Annotated in this window: 11 protein-coding genes; 2 read left to right on the top strand and 9 right to left on the bottom strand. The window is 70.6% G+C overall.

Features of this window, described 5'->3' with window-relative positions; all coding sequences use genetic code 11:
* Window positions 1-7: 7 nt before the first annotated feature.
* The 3 genes from J2Z30_RS11630 to J2Z30_RS11620 all read right to left on the bottom strand — a co-directional run bounded on the left by J2Z30_RS11630 (window position 8) and on the right by J2Z30_RS11620 (window position 5,350).
* The gene (locus tag J2Z30_RS11630; protein ID WP_044568765.1) at window positions 8-1,786 is read right to left on the bottom strand and encodes a BCCT family transporter; all 1,779 of its coding nucleotides are present in this window, start codon (window positions 1,784-1,786) and stop codon (window positions 8-10) included.
* A gap of 114 nt (window positions 1,787-1,900) precedes the next feature.
* Window positions 1,901-3,223 (bottom strand): M14 family metallopeptidase, encoded by a 1,323-nt coding sequence (locus J2Z30_RS11625; protein WP_044568766.1) that lies wholly within the window; start codon window positions 3,221-3,223, stop codon window positions 1,901-1,903.
* A gap of 108 nt (window positions 3,224-3,331) precedes the next feature.
* Entirely contained in the window at window positions 3,332-5,350 is a 2,019-nt protein-coding gene (locus J2Z30_RS11620) for a Xaa-Pro dipeptidyl-peptidase (protein WP_308279911.1), read from the bottom strand.
* A gap of 185 nt (window positions 5,351-5,535) precedes the next feature.
* Here J2Z30_RS11620 and J2Z30_RS11615 point away from each other — a divergent pair, with 185 nt between their 5' ends.
* Window positions 5,536-7,026 carry a M1 family metallopeptidase gene (locus tag J2Z30_RS11615; RefSeq protein WP_044568768.1) on the top strand — a complete coding sequence of 497 codons (1,491 nt, stop codon included), beginning with the start codon at window positions 5,536-5,538 and terminating at the stop codon, window positions 7,024-7,026.
* A gap of 138 nt (window positions 7,027-7,164) precedes the next feature.
* Here the strand turns inward: J2Z30_RS11615 and J2Z30_RS11610 are convergent, their stop codons facing one another.
* The 6 genes from J2Z30_RS11610 to J2Z30_RS11585 form a co-directional block, all read right to left on the bottom strand.
* Complete coding sequence (locus J2Z30_RS11610) at window positions 7,165-7,974, bottom strand: ABC transporter permease (RefSeq protein ID WP_044568769.1); 810 nt, start codon at window positions 7,972-7,974, stop codon at window positions 7,165-7,167.
* A complete protein-coding gene (locus J2Z30_RS11605; RefSeq protein ID WP_044568770.1) occupies window positions 7,971-8,960 on the bottom strand; it encodes a daunorubicin resistance protein DrrA family ABC transporter ATP-binding protein in 990 nt (329 codons plus the stop codon). Before J2Z30_RS11605 ends, J2Z30_RS11610 begins: the two co-directional genes overlap by 4 nt.
* 72 nt (window positions 8,961-9,032) lie before the next feature.
* Complete coding sequence (locus J2Z30_RS11600) at window positions 9,033-9,869, bottom strand: DUF4097 family beta strand repeat-containing protein (RefSeq protein WP_044568771.1); 837 nt, start codon at window positions 9,867-9,869, stop codon at window positions 9,033-9,035.
* 83 nt (window positions 9,870-9,952) lie between these two features.
* Window positions 9,953-10,498: a toxin-antitoxin system HicB family antitoxin gene (locus J2Z30_RS11595; protein WP_044568772.1), complete on the bottom strand. Its 546-nt coding sequence runs from the start codon at window positions 10,496-10,498 to the stop codon at window positions 9,953-9,955.
* A 179-nt stretch (window positions 10,499-10,677) separates the two neighbouring features.
* Window positions 10,678-11,538 carry an oxygenase MpaB family protein gene (locus J2Z30_RS11590; RefSeq protein WP_044568774.1) on the bottom strand — a complete coding sequence of 287 codons (861 nt, stop codon included), beginning with the start codon at window positions 11,536-11,538 and terminating at the stop codon, window positions 10,678-10,680.
* A 19-nt stretch (window positions 11,539-11,557) separates the two neighbouring features.
* Entirely contained in the window at window positions 11,558-15,328 is a 3,771-nt protein-coding gene (locus J2Z30_RS11585; protein WP_245387864.1) for a glycoside hydrolase family 2 TIM barrel-domain containing protein, read from the bottom strand.
* 243 nt (window positions 15,329-15,571) lie between these two features.
* On the opposite strand from J2Z30_RS11585, the gene J2Z30_RS11580 reads away from it, so the two are divergent.
* On the top strand, window positions 15,572-16,315 hold the full coding sequence (locus tag J2Z30_RS11580) for a MerR family transcriptional regulator (protein WP_044568775.1): 744 nt from the start codon (window positions 15,572-15,574) through the stop codon (window positions 16,313-16,315).
* The last annotated feature ends 57 nt before the right edge of the window (window positions 16,316-16,372 follow it).

Raw genomic sequence — 16,372 nt, 5'->3', positions numbered from 1 at the left:
CGAGGAGCTACTTCTTCTCCGGTGCGGTGGCAGGCTGCTTCCCGCCACTGTCCTCTCCGGCGGCGGCGTCACCGAGAGCGCCGTCGCCGTTCCTCACCGGGCCGATACGGATCTCGAACTCGCCGTCGTACTTCTCGTGACCAGCGATGACCGCCATCTCGACGGCCTCCTCGCCCCGCTCGCCCCGCACGATCAGCGGATCGCGGCGCAGATCCTTCATCAGCGCCCAGCACAGCCCCACCATCACCAGGGTGAAGGGCGCCGCCACCAGGATCGTCAGGTTCTGCAACCCGGTGAGGGCATCGTCCTCACCACCGCCGATCAGCAGCATGACGGCCGCCACCGCGCCGGTGACCACGCCCCAGAAGACGACGACGAAGCGGGTCGGCTCGAAGGTGCCCTTCTGCGAGAGCGTGCCCATCACGATGGACGCCGCGTCGGCGCCGGAGACGAAGAAGATGCCGACGAGGATCATGACCAGGACGCTCATGACCGTGGCGATCGGGTACTCGTGCAGCACCGCGAACAGCCGGCCTTCGGGGGTGGAGTCGTCGCCGAGCCGGCCCATGTCCTGCAGCTTCATCGCCGAGCTGCCGAAGATGGCGAACCAGATCAGGCTGACCGTGCTCGGCACCAGGATGACGCCGCCCACGAACTGCCGGATGGTGCGGCCCCGGCTGATCCGGGCGATGAACATGCCGACGAACGGCGTCCACGAGATCCACCAGGCCCAGTAGAAGACGGTCCAGTCGCCCAGCCACGACGCGACCGACTCGCCGCCGGTCGCCTCGGTGCGGCCGGCCAGCTGTGCCAGGTCGCCGACGTAGGAGGCCACGGAGGTCGGAACCATATCGAGGATGATGATGGTCGGCCCGGCCACGAAGACGAAGACCGCGAGGAAGAGCGCGAGCACCATATTGATGTTGGACAGCCACTGGATGCCCTTGGCGACACCGGAGACGGCGGACGCGATGAAGGCCACCGTCAGGACCGCGATGACGGTGACCAGCAGCCCGGTGCCCACGTCGTTCTTCCAGCCCAGCACCTCGATACCGCTGCCGATCTGCAGCGCGCCGAGGCCGAGCGAGGCGGCGGAGCCGAAGAGCGTGGCGAAGATGGCCAGTATGTCGATGACCCGGCCGCCCCAGCCGTTGGCGTTCTTGGAGCCCATGAGGGGCGTGAAGACCGCGCTGATGGTCTGCCGGCGGCCGCGGCGGAAGGTGCTGTACGCGATGGCCAGGCCGACTACCGCGTAGATGGCCCAGGGGTGCAGCGTCCAGTGGAAGAGCGTGGTGGACATCGCGGTCTGCATCTTCTCGGCCGAGGTCCCGGGGTCGGTCCCGGGCGGCGGGGTCATGAAGTGCGACAGCGGCTCGCTCACGCCGTAGAACATCAAACCGATGCCCATGCCCGCGCTGAACATCATCGCGACCCATGAGACGGTGCGGAATTCGGGTTCCTCGCCCTCCTTTCCGAGGGTGATCTTGCCGTAGCGGCTCATGGCCAGCCAGAGGGCGAAGATCACGAATCCCGACGCGGTCAGGACGAAGGCCCATCCACCGTTGTGGATCAGCCCGGAGAGCATGCTGTTGGAGACGCTCTCCAGGGTGTCGGTGGCCACCGCCCCCCAGATGACGAAGGCCAGCGTGAGCGCGGCGGAGACGCCGAAGACCACGCGGTCCGTCTGGGGGGTCCGATGACCGGCGGCGGGGTCGGAGCCGGGAGAATCCTTGGTCCCCGGGGGATCGCCGCTGACGTCCCCCGTGGGTGTACCTGTCTGCGGCACGCAAGAGCCCTTTCACTGGAGGTTTATCTGACGGATTTTCGGCTACCCAGGACTCTGGGATGCATGCCAACCGGCCATGGGGCCGGTGTTTTCCCATGCCGTCAATGCGTTATGTCAGCATATGTCCACTGGCTGCCCCGCGGTGAGGTGGTACGCGGCGCGGCCGTCCAGCAGCAGCGGCACCAGCGCGCGGGCCGACTGGCGCAGCGGTACGAAGGCGCTGCCATCGCGCTTGACGGGCCGCGCCTTCACCCCGTGCAGGGCCAGTTCGTCCCGCACCTCGCCGTAGCTCTCGGCGTCCAGCCAGTAGCCGCACGGCGGATCCTGGAGGACCGTGTCCTCCTCCGGCGGTTCGTTGTCGGCGCCGCCCAGGTAGACCGGGCCCCGGTCGGCGTAACCGGCCAGCCGCGCCGCCGTCGTGGCCGCCTCGATCCGGGCGCGCCGCTGAGCGATGAAGTCGAAGGTGCCGTTCAGGGCCGCCAGATGGGAGCCCACCCGGCGGCGGTTGTTGAGGGCGGGGTCGGCCTTCTCGGCGTCGGTGAGCGGATCGACCCGGGTCTCGACCAGCAGCCCGACGGCAGTCTTGACGCCCGCGGTGTTGCGCAGGATCCGCTCCTGGCCGTCGCCCGCCACCTGCTTGACCGGCTCGCCGGTCTCGGGGTCGGTCCAGATGCCGTAGACGCCGGTGGTGTGTCCCGCGGCCTCGACGCCGGGGCGCACATAGGCGTCCGACAGGGTCCGCGCCTCGCGGTGCACCGGGCCTGAAGTGTTGAGGTTGCGCGGCCACAGCGCCAGCAGGTCCTTCACGTAGTACGGCTCGGTCGCCCCGTACTCGTGCAGGTCGTGGACGGTGTCCGGGCGCCAGTCGCGGATGACGCCCGCCATCGCGCGGGACTCGGCGGTGGAGAGCGCGATGTGGTCGCGGTTGATGTCCACGCCGTCGGAGTTGCCGCGGGTGTCGGCGGCACGGCCGTCGGGGTTGGCGGTCGGGACGACGAGCACCTGGGTGCGCTCCAGGAAGCGCCGCGTCCGGCCGTCCTTGGCGTAGGCGAGGTCGCGGATGGTGGACAGACACGCCTCGCGGCCTGAGGGCTCGTCGCCGTGCTGGGAGCAGATCAGCAGCAGGACGTTGCCGCGCGCCGCCCGGACCGGATCGGCGGGCGCGGCCGGTGCGCCGATCCGCACCAGCCGCAGCGGCCGCCCCTGCGCGGTGGCGCCGATCCGGTCGACGGCGACGCGCGGTGCGGCCTTGTCGACGGCCGTGAGGAAGTCCGCCTCCTCGGCCTGGGTGGTCCACCGTGCGCCATGGCTGACCTCGAACCCCGTACGCGGCGGGCGCTGTTCGGCCCGCGCGGGCGCGCTGAGGAACGACCCGGTCAGCAGCGCACCGATCGCGCCGCAAGTGGCGCTGCGGATGAGGGGTGACCGCGAGAACACGAAGGACCTCCTGGGGTGAGGGGATGCGGGGGCGATATCGGTGATGGCGTCCTGCCGGGACCGCCGCCGGTGGGCCCCGCGCGGCGGCGGGGACCCACCGGCGCGGGTTCAGCCGCGGGTGGACATGGACGGGAGCGGGGTCCGGTGGTGCGGGGCCCGTACGCCCTTCAGGGGCGGTGTGGCCGCCGTGCGCGAGGGGGCGGCCGCGGCCTTCGGGGCGCCGCCGACCAGCGGCAGACGGGCCGAGGTGCGGGGCAGGTCCAGGGTGAGCCGCGGGGTGGTGGACGGCGGTTCGAGGAGGCCCGCGTCGGTACCGGCGATGATCAAGCCGAGGCGGTGACCGGCCGGGACGACATGGTCGGTCGCCGCGAGGTCGAGGGTGATGGTGTACGCCTTGCCGGGGGTCAGCGGGCGGCCCTTGCCGTCGTCCGCGGAGTGACCAAGGTCGGCCCAGCCCCGGCTGAAGACCGTGTAGTCCACGTCCTCCTTGTCGGCGGCGGTCTCCTTGAAGCAGGCGCTGTCGCCCTCCGTGCTGCTGCCCCAGCAGGTGCGCCGGTCGAGGGTGGTGATCCCCTCGCCCGCCGCCGTGTAGTCGCGGATGGTGGCCGGTCCGAGGTCGACCAGGACCGCGGAGAGATGGGCGCTGGTGGTGGAGGGCGTGGCGGTGACGGTGACCGTGCCGGAGCCGGACAGCCGCAGGTCCTTCTCGAGTGGACCGGTGGTGAAGCCCGCCTTGCCGGGCGTCGAGGTGTCGATCGCCGCGGACCAGTCGGCCTCGCTCAGCGCGGGGTCGTCGGTGAACGTCTCGGTCGCGCCGGGCCCGGCCCGCTCGGTGCCGAGCACGCCCACTCCCGCCGTGGCGCCGCCGCGCGGGCGCAGGGTGGTCTGCTGGGTGCCGGAGGGGGGCCAGACCCGGTCGGTGGACCACTGGTCGGGGGCGCGCTCGACATCGGCCATCGGCTCGCGCTCGATGCCGTTGTCGACGCCGAGGAGGTAGTGGTCGAACCAGCGGTGCAGGGTGCGCACCCACTCCCCGCGCCGGTAGTCGAACGGGTCGACATGCCCGGTCTGCGAGAGCCAGATCTTGCGCTCGACGCCCGCGTCGGCGAGGGCGTTCCACCACTGTCCGAGGTGCTTGGTGCGGACGTTGAGGTCCTGCGCCCCGTGGACGGCGAAGACGCTGGCCCGCACCTTGTCCACGGCCGGTACGTAAGTGCGGTCGGTCCACAGACCGGTCCAGTCGCCGTTCCGCGGGGCGCCCTCGACCAGGCGTTTCTGTACGGCGGCGCAGCGGGCGTGGGCGTCATCGCTCTCAACGGCGGCCGAGAGCCCGTCGGGGCCGGAGCCGAAGAGCGCGGCGCCCTTGGCGAAGTAGTAGTCGTACCAGGAGGAGATGGCGCCGATGGGCACGATGGTCTTGAGCCCCTTGACGCCGGTGGCGGCGACCCCGTTGGCGATGGTGCCGTCGTAGCTCTTGCCGATCATGCCGGTGGCGCCGTTGGACCAGCTCGCCTTGATCCGCTCCCCGCCGGTGCGGGCGCTGTACGCGGCGGCGCGGCCGTTCAGCCAGTCGACCACGGCCTTGGCGGAGAGGATGTCGGAGCGGCCGCCGACGTCCACACAGCCGTCGGAGCGGTTGGTTCCGGCGAGGTCGACCAGGACGGTGGCGTAGCCGCGCGGTACGAAGTAGTTGTCGTAGAAGAGCGGGAATTGGACCGGATTCCCGGCCGCGTCATAGGTCTTGGTCTGGCTCTCGTTGCCGCGCCCGCAGCAGGAGTAGTACGGGCTGGCGTCCATGATGACGGGGACGCGGCGGCCCTGAGCGGCGGGTTCGCGTGGCCGCACGATGTCGACGGCGACCCGGTCGGTCCGTCCGTCCGCGTCGCCGTCGATCGTGGTGTCCACCCATACGGATTCGCGGATGGCGTTCTCGTAGGAGTAGACGGGTCTGCTTTCTGATGGGCCGCCCGGTCCGCCGTCCGATCTGCTCTGCGCGGCGGAGGCGGCGTGGGCGGCCGGGGCGCCGAGCGGTGGCAGCAGCGATATGACGGCGGCGACCAGCGCGGTGACCGCCGACAGCACGAGTGTGGTCCAGGGGATGCGGGATCTCCGCGTCTGTAGCAGCACGGGCGGACGGTAGCGCGAGTCAACTCCTGTACAGAAGAGGGCGATACGGGTCCTGGGCGTGTCCGAGTCGATGCCCATTGCGTCCGGATGTCGATTGGATGTCGGACGGCGTGATGGACGTGAGGTGCGAGTGAGGAGTACATAAGGTCACGAGTGATCGTTCTCCCCTACGAGTTGGAGGACTCGTGCGTCACCACAGACTCCTCGTCCCGGGCGCGGCCGCGGCCTGCCTGCTGCTGGCGATCCCGGCATCGGCGGCCGATGCCACGCCGGGCGCCCCCGGCATCGGGGACTCCTACTACCCCTCTTACGGCAACGGCGGGTACGACGTCTCCCATTACGACCTGCGGCTGAAATACCAGCCGAAGACGGACCGGCTGGAGGGCACGGCGACGATCGTGGCCGACGCCCGGCAGGATCTGTCCCGGTTCAACCTGGACTTCGCGCTCGATGTGAGCGAGGTGCTGGTGGGCGGGAAGAAGGCCGCCTTCAAGGCAACCGGCGATCATGAACTGGAGATCACCCCGGCCGCGCCGCTGACCTCCGGCCGCCCCTTCACCGTGGTCGTGCGCTACAGCGGTACGCCCTCGAAGGTCGTGGCGAACGGTTTCACCTCCTGGCTGCGCACCCCGGACGGCGGGATCGCGGCCAATGAGCCGGAGTCGGCGTGGTGGTGGTTCCCGAGCAATGACCATCCGCTGGACAAGGCCACCTACGACGTATCGGTGGCGGTGCCGGACGGAACGCAGGCGATCAGCAACGGCACCCTGCAGTCGACCAGTTCCCAACTGGGCTGGACCCGCTACAACTGGCGCTCCAGCAAGCCGCAGGCCACCTATCTGGCCACGCTGGCGGTAGGCAAGTTCGACATCACGACGGACACCACCGCCAACGGTCTGCCGGTGATCAACGCCTACAGCAAGGACCTCGGGGACAACGCGGGGGCGGCGCGGGCCAGCGTGGAGCGGTCGGCGGAGATCGTGGACTGGGAGTCCACGGTCTTCGGACCGTACCCCTTCGACGCGCTGGGCGGCTATGTGCCCAATGTGCCCACGGGCTACGCGCTGGAGACCCAGACCCGGCCGTTCTACAGCCCGAAGGGGTTCGCCAAGGGCGCGAACACCTCGCTGATCGTGCATGAGCTGGCCCATCAGTGGTTCGGCGACAGCGTCTCGCTGAAGGACTGGCGCGACATCTGGATCAACGAGGGCTTCGCCAGCTATGCGCAGTGGCTGTGGTCGGAGAAGGAGGGCGAGGGCACCGCGCAGGAACTGGCGGACTACACCTACGCCTCCTACCCGGCCGACGACCCCTTCTGGAAGGTCGAGCCGGGCAACCCGGGGGCGGAGAACCAGTTCCATGACGCGGTGTACGACCGGGGCGCGCTGGCCCTCCAGGCGCTGCGGAACCACATCGGCGACAAGGACTTCTTCGCGATCCTGAAGGGCTGGACGGCGGAGCACCGGTACGGGAACGCCTCCGTCAAGGACTTCGTGACCTATGCGGAGAAGGTGTCGGGCAAGCCGCTGGCCTCGCTCTTCGACACCTGGCTGTTCACCCCGTCGAAGCCGGCCGCCGAGCAGGCGCGGGCGGCGGAGGTGAGCCCGGCCAAGGCGCCGGTGCGGCCGAAGTCGTGGCAGCGGATCCAGGACACCCACAGCGCCCACGGACGCTGAGCCACCCGGGCCCCGGCCGGGTCCCCCACCCCGGCCGGGGCCTGGCGCCTCCGCGACGCGGCGGCGCTGTCTCGTACGGCCCGCCGCTTAGCGTGGCGTCTCGTACGGTCCGCCGCATCCCGTGGCGTCTTGTACGGCCTACCGCCTCGCGGAGCGCTGGTAGGCCGTCCGCGCCCAGAGATAGCCGCCGACCGTCAGGGCGGCGCACCAGGCGAGGGAGATGACAGCGCTGTTGCCGATCTCCGTGCCCATCAGCAGACCCCGCAATGTCTCGATGACCGGGGTGAAGGGCTGGTAATCGGCGAACAGGCGCAGCCCGTCGGGCATGGACTCCGTGGGAACGATGGCGCTGCCCATGAAGGGGAGGAACTGCAGGGGCAAGGGTATGTTGCTTGCGGACTCGGGGGTCTTGGCCATCAGGCCGATCGCCGCCGCGACCCAGGTGAGCGCCAGCGTGACCAGGGCGAGCAGCCCGGCGACCGCGAGCCATTCGACGGGGTTGGCATCCGGCCGGAAGCCGATGAGCAGCGCGATGCCGATGACGAAGGCGATGCTGATCAGCGTCTGGATCACACTGCCCACGACATGCCCGGTGAGGAAGGACGCCCGGGAGATCGCCATGGTGCGGAAGCGGTTGACGATGCCCTCGGTCATATCGACGCAGATGCCCACCGCGGTGACCAGGGCCCCGGAGGTCGCGGCCATCAGGATGATGCCCGGCGCGACATAGTCGATATAGCGATCGCTTCCCCCGCCGCCGGTGCCGCCGCCGGCCATCCCGCCGATTCCGGCGCCGAGGGCCCCGCCGAAGGCGTAGTTGAACAGCAGCAGCATCAGCACGGGCATCGCCACGACGGAGGCCGTCATGGAGGGATAGCGCTGTGCGTGCTTCAGATTGCGGCGCAGCATTGTCAGCGAGTCGCGGGCGGCGTAGGACAGGGCGGTCATCGGATGCTCTCCTTCGCGGCTCCGGCGGGCTCGCCGGAGCCGGAGTGGCCGGTGAGGGTGAGGAAGACGTCGTCGAGATCGGGGGTGTGCACGGTCAGCCCCTCGGGCTCGATCGACGCGTCGTCCAGGACGGCGAGGACGGCCCGCAGGGTGGGGATGCCGCCGTCGCTGGGGATCTGAAGGGTGAGCGCTTCACGGTCGGGTGCGGCGACGCCGAAGAGGTCGGTGGCCACGTCGAGTCCGGCCGTATCGGCGAACCGGAGGCGGATATGGCCACCGGGGATCCGTCGCTTCAGCTCCTCCGCGGTGCCCTCGGCGACCAGCGTGCCATGGTCCAGGACGGCGACGCGGTCGGCGAGTTGGTCGGCCTCTTCCAGATACTGCGTGGTCAGGAAGATGGTGACGCCCTCGTCGGCGACCAGGCCGCGGATGATCTCCCACATGGTGCGGCGGCTGCGCGGATCGAGTCCGGTGGTGGGCTCGTCGAGGAAGATGATGCGCGGATCGCCGACCAGGGTCATCGCCAGGTCGAGCTTGCGGCGCATACCGCCCGAGAAGGTGACGACGGGCTTGCGGGCGGCCTCGGCGAGATCGAAGCGGCGCAGCAGTTCGGCGGCGCGCCGCCGTCCCTCGCGGCGGTCCAGATGGTGCAGATCCGCCATGAGGAGCAGGTTCTCCTCGGCGGTCAGCAGATTGTCCACGGCCGAGAACTGCCCGGTGACACCGATCGCGGCGCGTACGGCATCGGCGTCGTGGACCAGATCGTGGCCCGCGACCCGGGCCTGACCGGAGTCGGCGGATATCAGCGTGGAGAGGATCTGCACGGTGGTGGTCTTGCCCGCGCCGTTGGGCCCGAGCATGGCGAAGACCGTGCCCTCTGGGATGCTCAGGTCGATGCCCTTGAGCACCGGCTTGTCACCGTAGGACTTGGTCAGTCCGGTGGCCGTGATCGCCGCCGGAAGGGTGGATGTGGAAGACGCGGTCATGGCGGTCCTGTCTCTTCCAAGGGCTGTCATGGGCTGTCATGGGCTGTGAGTCATCGAGGTGCGGGAGGGTCGTCAGGCGCGGCGGATCACGATGTCGCCGAACGCGGTACGGGCGCGGATCTCGACCGTCTCCTCGGAGGCTTCGGGACCCTCGGCCGGTCCGAGGGAGGTGTGCACGGTGCCGAACCGGGTGTGGACGTCGAGCCAGGCGGCGGTGGACTCGCGGACGCCGACCTCGACATCGCCCGTGGCGGCCTGGAGCACGATCTGCCCGCGCACCGCCTCGTCGATCCGGATGCTGCCGTTGGCCGACTTGGCGTCCACTCCCGCATGGGCGACGCCGACGGAGATGAGCCCGTTGGAGGAGGTGGCCCCCAACTCGCCGGAGACCTCGCCGACGATGGTGTCCCCATTGCCGTTCTTGACCGTGGCCGCGCCCGCGACCGTGCCTATCTCGACCCGGCCGGAGCCGACGACATCGGCCTCTCCCGTGGCGCGGGCCAGGCGGACATCGCCGTGCGAGGTCCGGAGATGGGCGGTCGCCGCCTCGTCGACCTGGATGTCGCCGACCGAGGTCTTGACCCGGCAGTCCCCGAGACGGCCCTCGCAGAGGAAGTCCGCCAGCGGGGAGGTGGCCTGGAGGTCCGAGCCCGCCGGGAGCTCGATGGTCACCTCGACCGAGCCGGGCTTGCCGAACAGGCCGCGCTTCTTGGGCCCCTTGACCATCAGGGTGCCGCCCGAGCAGTTGACCTTGGTCTGCTCGGCGGCCCGGATGTCGGCCTCCTCGGCGGCGTCGTGCGGCCGGACCTCGACGACCGTGTCCAGGCGCTTTCCGGCGGTGATCCGGGCGGCGCCCATGTCGAATTCCAGGGTCACGGAGAGCGGTTCGGGTGTGTCGAAAGCAGGCATGGCTGTCCCGTCCTCATGGCGGTCGTACGCGTTCCCGCTGGTCGCGCGGGTGAGATGGAATGTGGTGCGCTACTGCTGCGGAGTCAGCGAACCCAGCCCTTGTAGCTCTGCCGGCCCTTGGGGCGGCCATGAGCGGCCGCGGCCGGGCGGGCCCGGTCGGTGGGCTCGAGCGCGGCGGCGACGGCCCGGACCAGCCAGGCGTTGACCGAGAGACCCTCGGCTCCGGCGGCCTCCTCGGCCCGGGTCTTGAGATGGGTGGGGAGGCGGAGGTTGATGCGCGCCGTGCCGCCCTCGTCGGCCTCGGCGGGGACCGGCGGTATGGGCGCCTGGGCGGCGTCACCCGGCAGCTCCTCCGGCTCCCCGGCCTCCTCGTACGCCACCGCGAGCCGCGGGGGTGTCACCACGAACTCGGGGTCGAGCCCGCGTAGCCGCACATCGACCGAGCCGGGCGCGAGCTCACGGGTCACCTCGTCCATGGCGGCGGACAGGGCGTTGAGCAGGGTGAGCCGGACGGCCGACTCCAGAGGTGTGGTGAGCCGCTCGGCCAGGGCGCGGGCTTCGTCGCCGCCCGCGTCCGCGGCCACCGCGAGCTCATGGCGGAGATTGTCGACGTACCGGGTGAGGTCCATGGCACCATCATGGCACATCATTGGCGCCACGTCGAGACTGAATGGCATCACGCGTGCCAACGATGGCACCACCGTGGCCCTGTGCGTGACATAGTCCCTGGTCACGGCCTCACAACGCGGCGCCAAGCCTGAGCCAAGCCATGCATCACACCCTGCGCCACGCCGCGGAAAGCCATTGGTCACGGCCGTCCGGCGCGGGCGCGGTGGCGGGCCTCGCGGGCGATGGGGAGATAGCGGAGCCGCTCGGGCAGCAGCGGGACCAGCACCCGCGCGGCCCTCCCGAACCACCGCAGCCGCCGCTCCTGCCCCCGCGTCCACTCCAGCCCTATCGCCTCCCGCGCGTCCGGCGGCATCAGCCCGACCGTGAGGAACGCGCGGAAGCGGGTGAACAGCGGGCGCAGCAGCGGCCACGGCAGACGGAGCGGCAGCGCGTCCGGCGCGGGCACGGCCGCGTCGGCCGCGGCCAGTTCACGGGCGACGACGGTCGGCTCCAGCCGTTCCCGCACCATCGTGCGGTAGTAGGGCCAGAACTCCTCGACGGATTCCGGCATCTCGCGCTCGTCGACGCCCAGCACCCGCCCGATCCGCAGCCACTCCCCGTACAGCTGCCGCTCCTCGGCCGCGGTGAAGGGGCGGGTGCCCAGATAGCGCTGGGCGCGCAGATAGACGGGATAGCCGGTGGCGTGCACCCACGCGTAGACGGGCGGGTCCAGCGCCCGGTAGGGGCGGCCGTGCGCGTCCACGCCCTGTATGGACTCGTGGAGCCTTCGCAGCCGGTGGCCCTCCGCCTCGGCCTCCGCGCCGCCGTACACCCACAGCTGCACCGACCGCAGCGAGCGCTCCCCGCGCCCCCAGGGGTCGGTGCGGAAGACGGAGTGCTGGTCCACGCCCGCCCCGACGGCCGGATGCGCCACCTGCATGGTCATGGCGGCCGGCAGGGCGAGCACACTGCGCAGCTCCCCCGCCACGGCCCACAGGATGCCGCCCACAGGGGGCGGACCGTGGCCTTCGGCGGTGTGGCGGGGGCTCTGCGTGCTCATGGGTCCATCGGTGGTGCGGTTACTTCCCTCCTGTTCCAGTGTGCGCGCTCGCGCCGCCGTCGAGCGGGCGCAGGGTGAGCGTGTAGTCGTAGGCGCCGTCGGCCTTCACCCGGTACTGGTCGCGCACCGGGTTGGGGGTGTCGCCCACGCCGGTGACCGCGTGGTCGGCGTGCAGGGTGTTCCAGCCGTCGTTGCGCTTCAGGAAGTGTGGGTAGGCGGCGCGGTCGAGCTCGTCGTACGCGCTGGCGCCCGCCTCCAGATCGCCGGAGACCAGCAGTCCGGCGCCGCCGCGGTCGGTCAGGGACGCCCAGCGCACATCGTCGTGGTTGCCGTGGTCCTGGGGCTTCAGATACTCCACGTACTGGTCCTCGACCGAGGAGGACCAGACGCCCATGGGGGTGCCGTCCTTACGGTCGTTGAGGTTCTCCACCGGTCCGCGCCCGTACCAGCGGAAGGTGCCGTACCGCTCGGGAACCTTCAGCTTGAGGCCGATCCTGGGCAGATAGGGCAGGGTGCGGAAGTCGCCGCGCGCCTCGGCCTGGTGCCGGATCCGGACCTGGCCCGCGCCGTCGACCCGGTAGGCCACGGTCTGGCCGAAGGACGCGCCGGTCACATCGGGCGCGGCGGCCGTGGAGCGGACGGTGACGGTGACCGCGCCGTCGTCGCCGGGGGTCACCTCGACCCCGTCGACGGTGGTGCGCAGCCGGTCAAGACCCAGGGAGCGCCAGCGCTTGCCCTCGGCGGTGCCCCAGTCGGAGCGCTCATTGCTGATCGGGGCGCGCCAGGCGTCCAGTTCGGGGCCGGAGCGGAGCAGTTCGCGGCCCGCCACGCGCATCGAGGTGAGTGTGCCCTCCTTCTTGCCGAAGGTGTAGCGGAAGCCCTCGCCGCTGACCCGTACGGCCTCGCCGCTCTCGACGGCCTTGGCGGGGCTTTCGGCGGCCGGGGCGGGGGCCGGCTCGGGCACCTTGTCGCCGCCGACCGCGAACTGGCCGAAGGAGACCACATGCCCGGCCTCGGCCCAGTCGGTGGAGTGCGCGGTGACGGCCCGTACGGTCAGATGGCGCTCATGGCCGCCGGGGTTGGCGGGCGGGGCCGGGAGCTGGACCACGGCGCTCTCGCCGGGCCCGACGTCCAGGGCGCAGGTGCCGCTCGCGACGGTCCGCGCGCCCTCGGTCACCGTCCAGCGCAGCCGGAGGTCGTCGGTGCCGGTGAAGGCGCGCTCATTGGTGACCTTCACCTTGCCGGTGCGGGCGCCCTCGTCGCCCGGGTCGGTGATGCGGATGGGCGCCTGCACCCAGGCCAGCTGGGCGGTCTCGGGCTCCGGGTCGCGGTCGGCGGTGACCAGGCCGTCCACACCGGATTCATAGAGCCCGTAGGAGAGATAGCTGCCCTTACGGGTGAAGTCGTCGAAGTTCAGGGCGATCAGGGCCTCGCGCTCCGGGTCCTGGCCGGCGGCGAGCGGCTCCGCGCCGAGCGCCGTGTCATAGACCCGGACCTGGTCGATGGTGCCCTTGGCGGTCCGGCCGGTCCAGCCGTCCTCCATGGTGTCGTTGTTCCGGCCGACGCCGAGGTCGAAGCCGGTGTAGTCGATATGCCCGCTCCACTCGGTCCTGGCGAGCTCCTTACCGTCGGCATAGAGGCGCAGCGCGCTGCCGTCGTAGGTGCCGGTGACCCGGTGCCAGGCGCCGGTCCAGCCGCCGGGCACGGGGGCGGTGACGGTGCGGGGCTTGCCGCCGCTGGTGATGGTGAATTCGAGGGTGTTCTCGTCCTTCATCCGCAGGACGTACTGGTCGCCCTTGCTGACGATGGTGAAGTCCCCGGTCCAGGGCTCGGCCGGTTTGACGCGGGCGTCGAGGGTGACGGCGGTGCCGGTGAGGTCGAGCTTCGGGTCGCGGTAGGTCTCGACGAAGTCGTCAAGACCGGACAGATACAGCGCCTTGCCCTTGCCCCCGTAGCCGTCGACCACCTTGGGCTTGCCGGACAGGGAGGCGGCGATGTCATGGCCGGAGGAGTCGGGGGTGGTGATCAGCGGACGGCGGATGTTCTGCTCGGCCCAGTCCCAGATGAAGCCGCCCTGGGCGCTGGGGTAGGCGCGCATCACCTCCCAGAACTCGCGGAAGTTGCCCAGGCTGTTGCCCATGGCGTGGGCGTATTCGCCCATCACGATGGGCTTGGTGAAGGTCTTGGCCTTGGTTTCGAGGGAGGCCGGGGTGGGATAGCGGGGCCCGGCGATGTCCGCGTAGGGAGCGTCGCCGTCGGGGCTGTTGGACTGGTGGTAGAGCGGGCGGGTGGGCTCGTTCGCCCGGGTCCACTTCGCCATCGCGTAGTGCGCCTTGCCCAGTCCGGCCTCGTTCCCGGTGTCCCACATGATCACGCTGGGGTGGTTCTTGTCGCGCTCCACCATGCCCTGGTGGCGCTCGAGGAACGCCTTCTGCCATTCGGGGCGCTCGGCCAGGCAGTCGTCCGGACAGTTCTCGTGGCTGTGGGTCTCGACCTCCATCTCGTCGTCGATCAGGATGCCCTCGCGGTCGGCGAGCTCATAGAGGTACGGGTCCGAGGGGTAGTGCGAGGTGCGGATCGCGTTGACGTTCAGCCGCTTCATCAGCCGGATGTCCTGCTCCATCCGGGCGCGGGTGGCATGGCGTCCGGTGGCCGGGTCGGTCTCGGCGCGGTTGACGCCGCGGATCAGGATGCGTTTGCCGTTGAGCGTGAGCTGCTTGTCCTTGACCTCGATCTCACGGAATCCGACGCTCTGACGTACGGTCTGGATCGCCTTGCCCTCCGGATCGCGCAGGGTGAGCACCAGCGCATAGAGGTTCGGCGTCTCGTCGGACCACTTGGCGGGGTTGGCGATCTGCCCCGTCAGCTCCGCCTTCCCGGCCTTCTCCTCAGCCGTCAGCCGCCGTACCTCACGCCCCTTGGGGTCGTAGAGCACCCCGGTGACCTGATGGGGTCCGCTCTTGTCGCTTCCGGTACGCGCGATGTCCACTTCGGTTCGCAGGGTGGCGTCCCGGTAGGAGGCGTCGAGATCGGTGGTGACGTACGCGTCCTCCATGCGGGTCGTCGGCGTGGAGTACAGCGATACGGAGCGGAAGATGCCCGCGTAGCGCCACTGGTCGTAGTCCTCCAGATACGAACCCGCGCTCCAGCGATGCGCCTGGACGGCGATCCGGTTGGTGGCGCCGGGCCGCAGATAGTCGGTCACATCGAACTCGGCGGGCACATAGCCGCCCTGGTCGTAGCCGACGTAGTGGCCGTTGACCCACAGGAACCAGCCGGAGGTGACCCCGTCGAAGCGGATCACCTGCCGCCGCCCGTCCCAGTTCCGGGGCACCGCGATGTCCCGGATGTAGGCCCCGGTCGGATTGGTGTCACGGGGCACCTTGGGCGGATCGTCCGGCGACATCTCGCTCTGGACGTTGCGGAACACCGGATGGTCGAGGTCGTCGGTCTGCCAGGTGTGCGGGACCTGGACGCGCTGCCATGCCGAGGCGTCGTAGCCGTCCTTCCAGAAGCCGCTCGGGGCGTCCTCCGGGCGGTCGGCCAGGGCGAACCGCCAGGATCCGTCCAGGTTGCGCTCCCACTGCGCGCGGTCCGGCCCGTCCGGCCGCAGCCGGGTGTGCGGGGGCTCCTGGCCCTCGCCGGTGCGCTCCGGGTCCTCGAGGTAGGTGTGCACATCGGCGGGGAATTTGCCCGCGTCCGACGACCTCCCGACGGCCGTGTCCGCGGCCGTGAGACCGAGGCCGACGGCGGTGGTCATGGCCAGCACCGCCCCGATCAATCGCCGCATTCGATACCTGCCGCGTTCCGAGCTCAATCCGACCCCACCTCACAGATTCGGAAGAAAACCAACACAGCTGAACGGCGTCGCACGCTATTCATCGGTAAAGAGAGCGTCAACAGGTCCTACCGATCCCGGTGTTCACCGTGTGGCGGTGGGAGGTTTCACAGCGATGATGCGACAGCAATACTGATGAACCCGATCGGGCAGCAGCACAGCGGAGCAGGACAACGCGGAAGCGAGGCACGACCGATGACCACCCCCGGCACCGAGGAACCCACCCTCACCGTCGACGAGCTGGCGGCCCGCGCCGGGGTGACCGTGCGCACCGTGCGCTTCTACAGCACCCGCGGGCTGCTGCCGCCACCGGCGATCGGCCCGCGCCGGGTCGGCCACTACGGCGGCGAGCACCTCTCCCGGCTCGCGCTGATCGAACAGTTGCAGCGCCACGGCATGACCCTGTCCGCCATCGAGCGCTATCTGAGCCACTTGCCACCGGATCTGAGCGAGAACGATCTGGCCATCCACAGCGCCCTGGTCGCCTCCTGGGGCCCGGACGCCCCCGAGGAGGCGACCCGCGAGCAACTGGACCGGCGGGCCGGGCGGGCGCTCGCCGAGGAGGACATCGACCGGCTGGCCGCACTGGACGCGCTGGAGCGCACCGACGACCCGGATCGGTTCCGGATCGACCCCAAGGCGCTCCATCTGGGGCTGCGGCTCCTGGAGGTGCCGATCGAGCTGGAGACGATACGCACCGCCCACGCGGTCGTCCTGGAGCACACCCGCTCCGCGGCGCGCGAGCTCAGCCGGCTGTTCCGGGACGAGGTGTGGGGGCCCGAGCGCGATCACGAGTCCGGGAGCGGACCCGAGCGGATACAGGCGAAGAAGTCGCTGTCGGCCCATATGCAGCCACTGGTGGTGGAGGCGCTGGTGATCGCGTTCCAACGGTCGATGAAGCAGGAGCTGCGGGCCTGGTACGGGCAGGACGCGGACTGAGCGGGCCGACCCGGGGCGGCCCGGAGCGGCCCGGCATCCGCCCCGGGGTTGCGGGGG

This window comes from Streptomyces iranensis (genome assembly GCF_017874715.1).
GTDB classification, from domain to species: Bacteria; Actinomycetota; Actinomycetes; order Streptomycetales; family Streptomycetaceae; genus Streptomyces; species Streptomyces iranensis.
The sequence above is the reverse complement of the archived record's forward strand: the minus strand, read 5'-3'. Positions and strand labels throughout refer to the sequence as shown.

Excerpts from the sequence above, each read along its gene's own strand:
- J2Z30_RS11590 (WP_044568774.1), bottom strand. The coding sequence starts at position 11,538 with ATGAGCACGCAGAGCCCCCGCCACACCGCCGAAGGCCACGGTCCGCCC.
- J2Z30_RS11595 (WP_044568772.1), bottom strand. The coding sequence starts at position 10,498 with ATGGACCTCACCCGGTACGTCGACAATCTCCGCCATGAGCTCGCGGTG.
- J2Z30_RS11580 (WP_044568775.1), top strand. The coding sequence starts at position 15,572 with ATGACCACCCCCGGCACCGAGGAACCCACCCTCACCGTCGACGAGCTG.
- J2Z30_RS11600 (WP_044568771.1), bottom strand. The coding sequence starts at position 9,869 with ATGCCTGCTTTCGACACACCCGAACCGCTCTCCGTGACCCTGGAATTC.
- J2Z30_RS11585 (WP_245387864.1), bottom strand. The coding sequence starts at position 15,328 with ATGCGGCGATTGATCGGGGCGGTGCTGGCCATGACCACCGCCGTCGGC.
- J2Z30_RS11610 (WP_044568769.1), bottom strand. The coding sequence starts at position 7,974 with ATGACCGCCCTGTCCTACGCCGCCCGCGACTCGCTGACAATGCTGCGC.
- J2Z30_RS11605 (WP_044568770.1), bottom strand. The coding sequence starts at position 8,960 with ATGACCGCGTCTTCCACATCCACCCTTCCGGCGGCGATCACGGCCACC.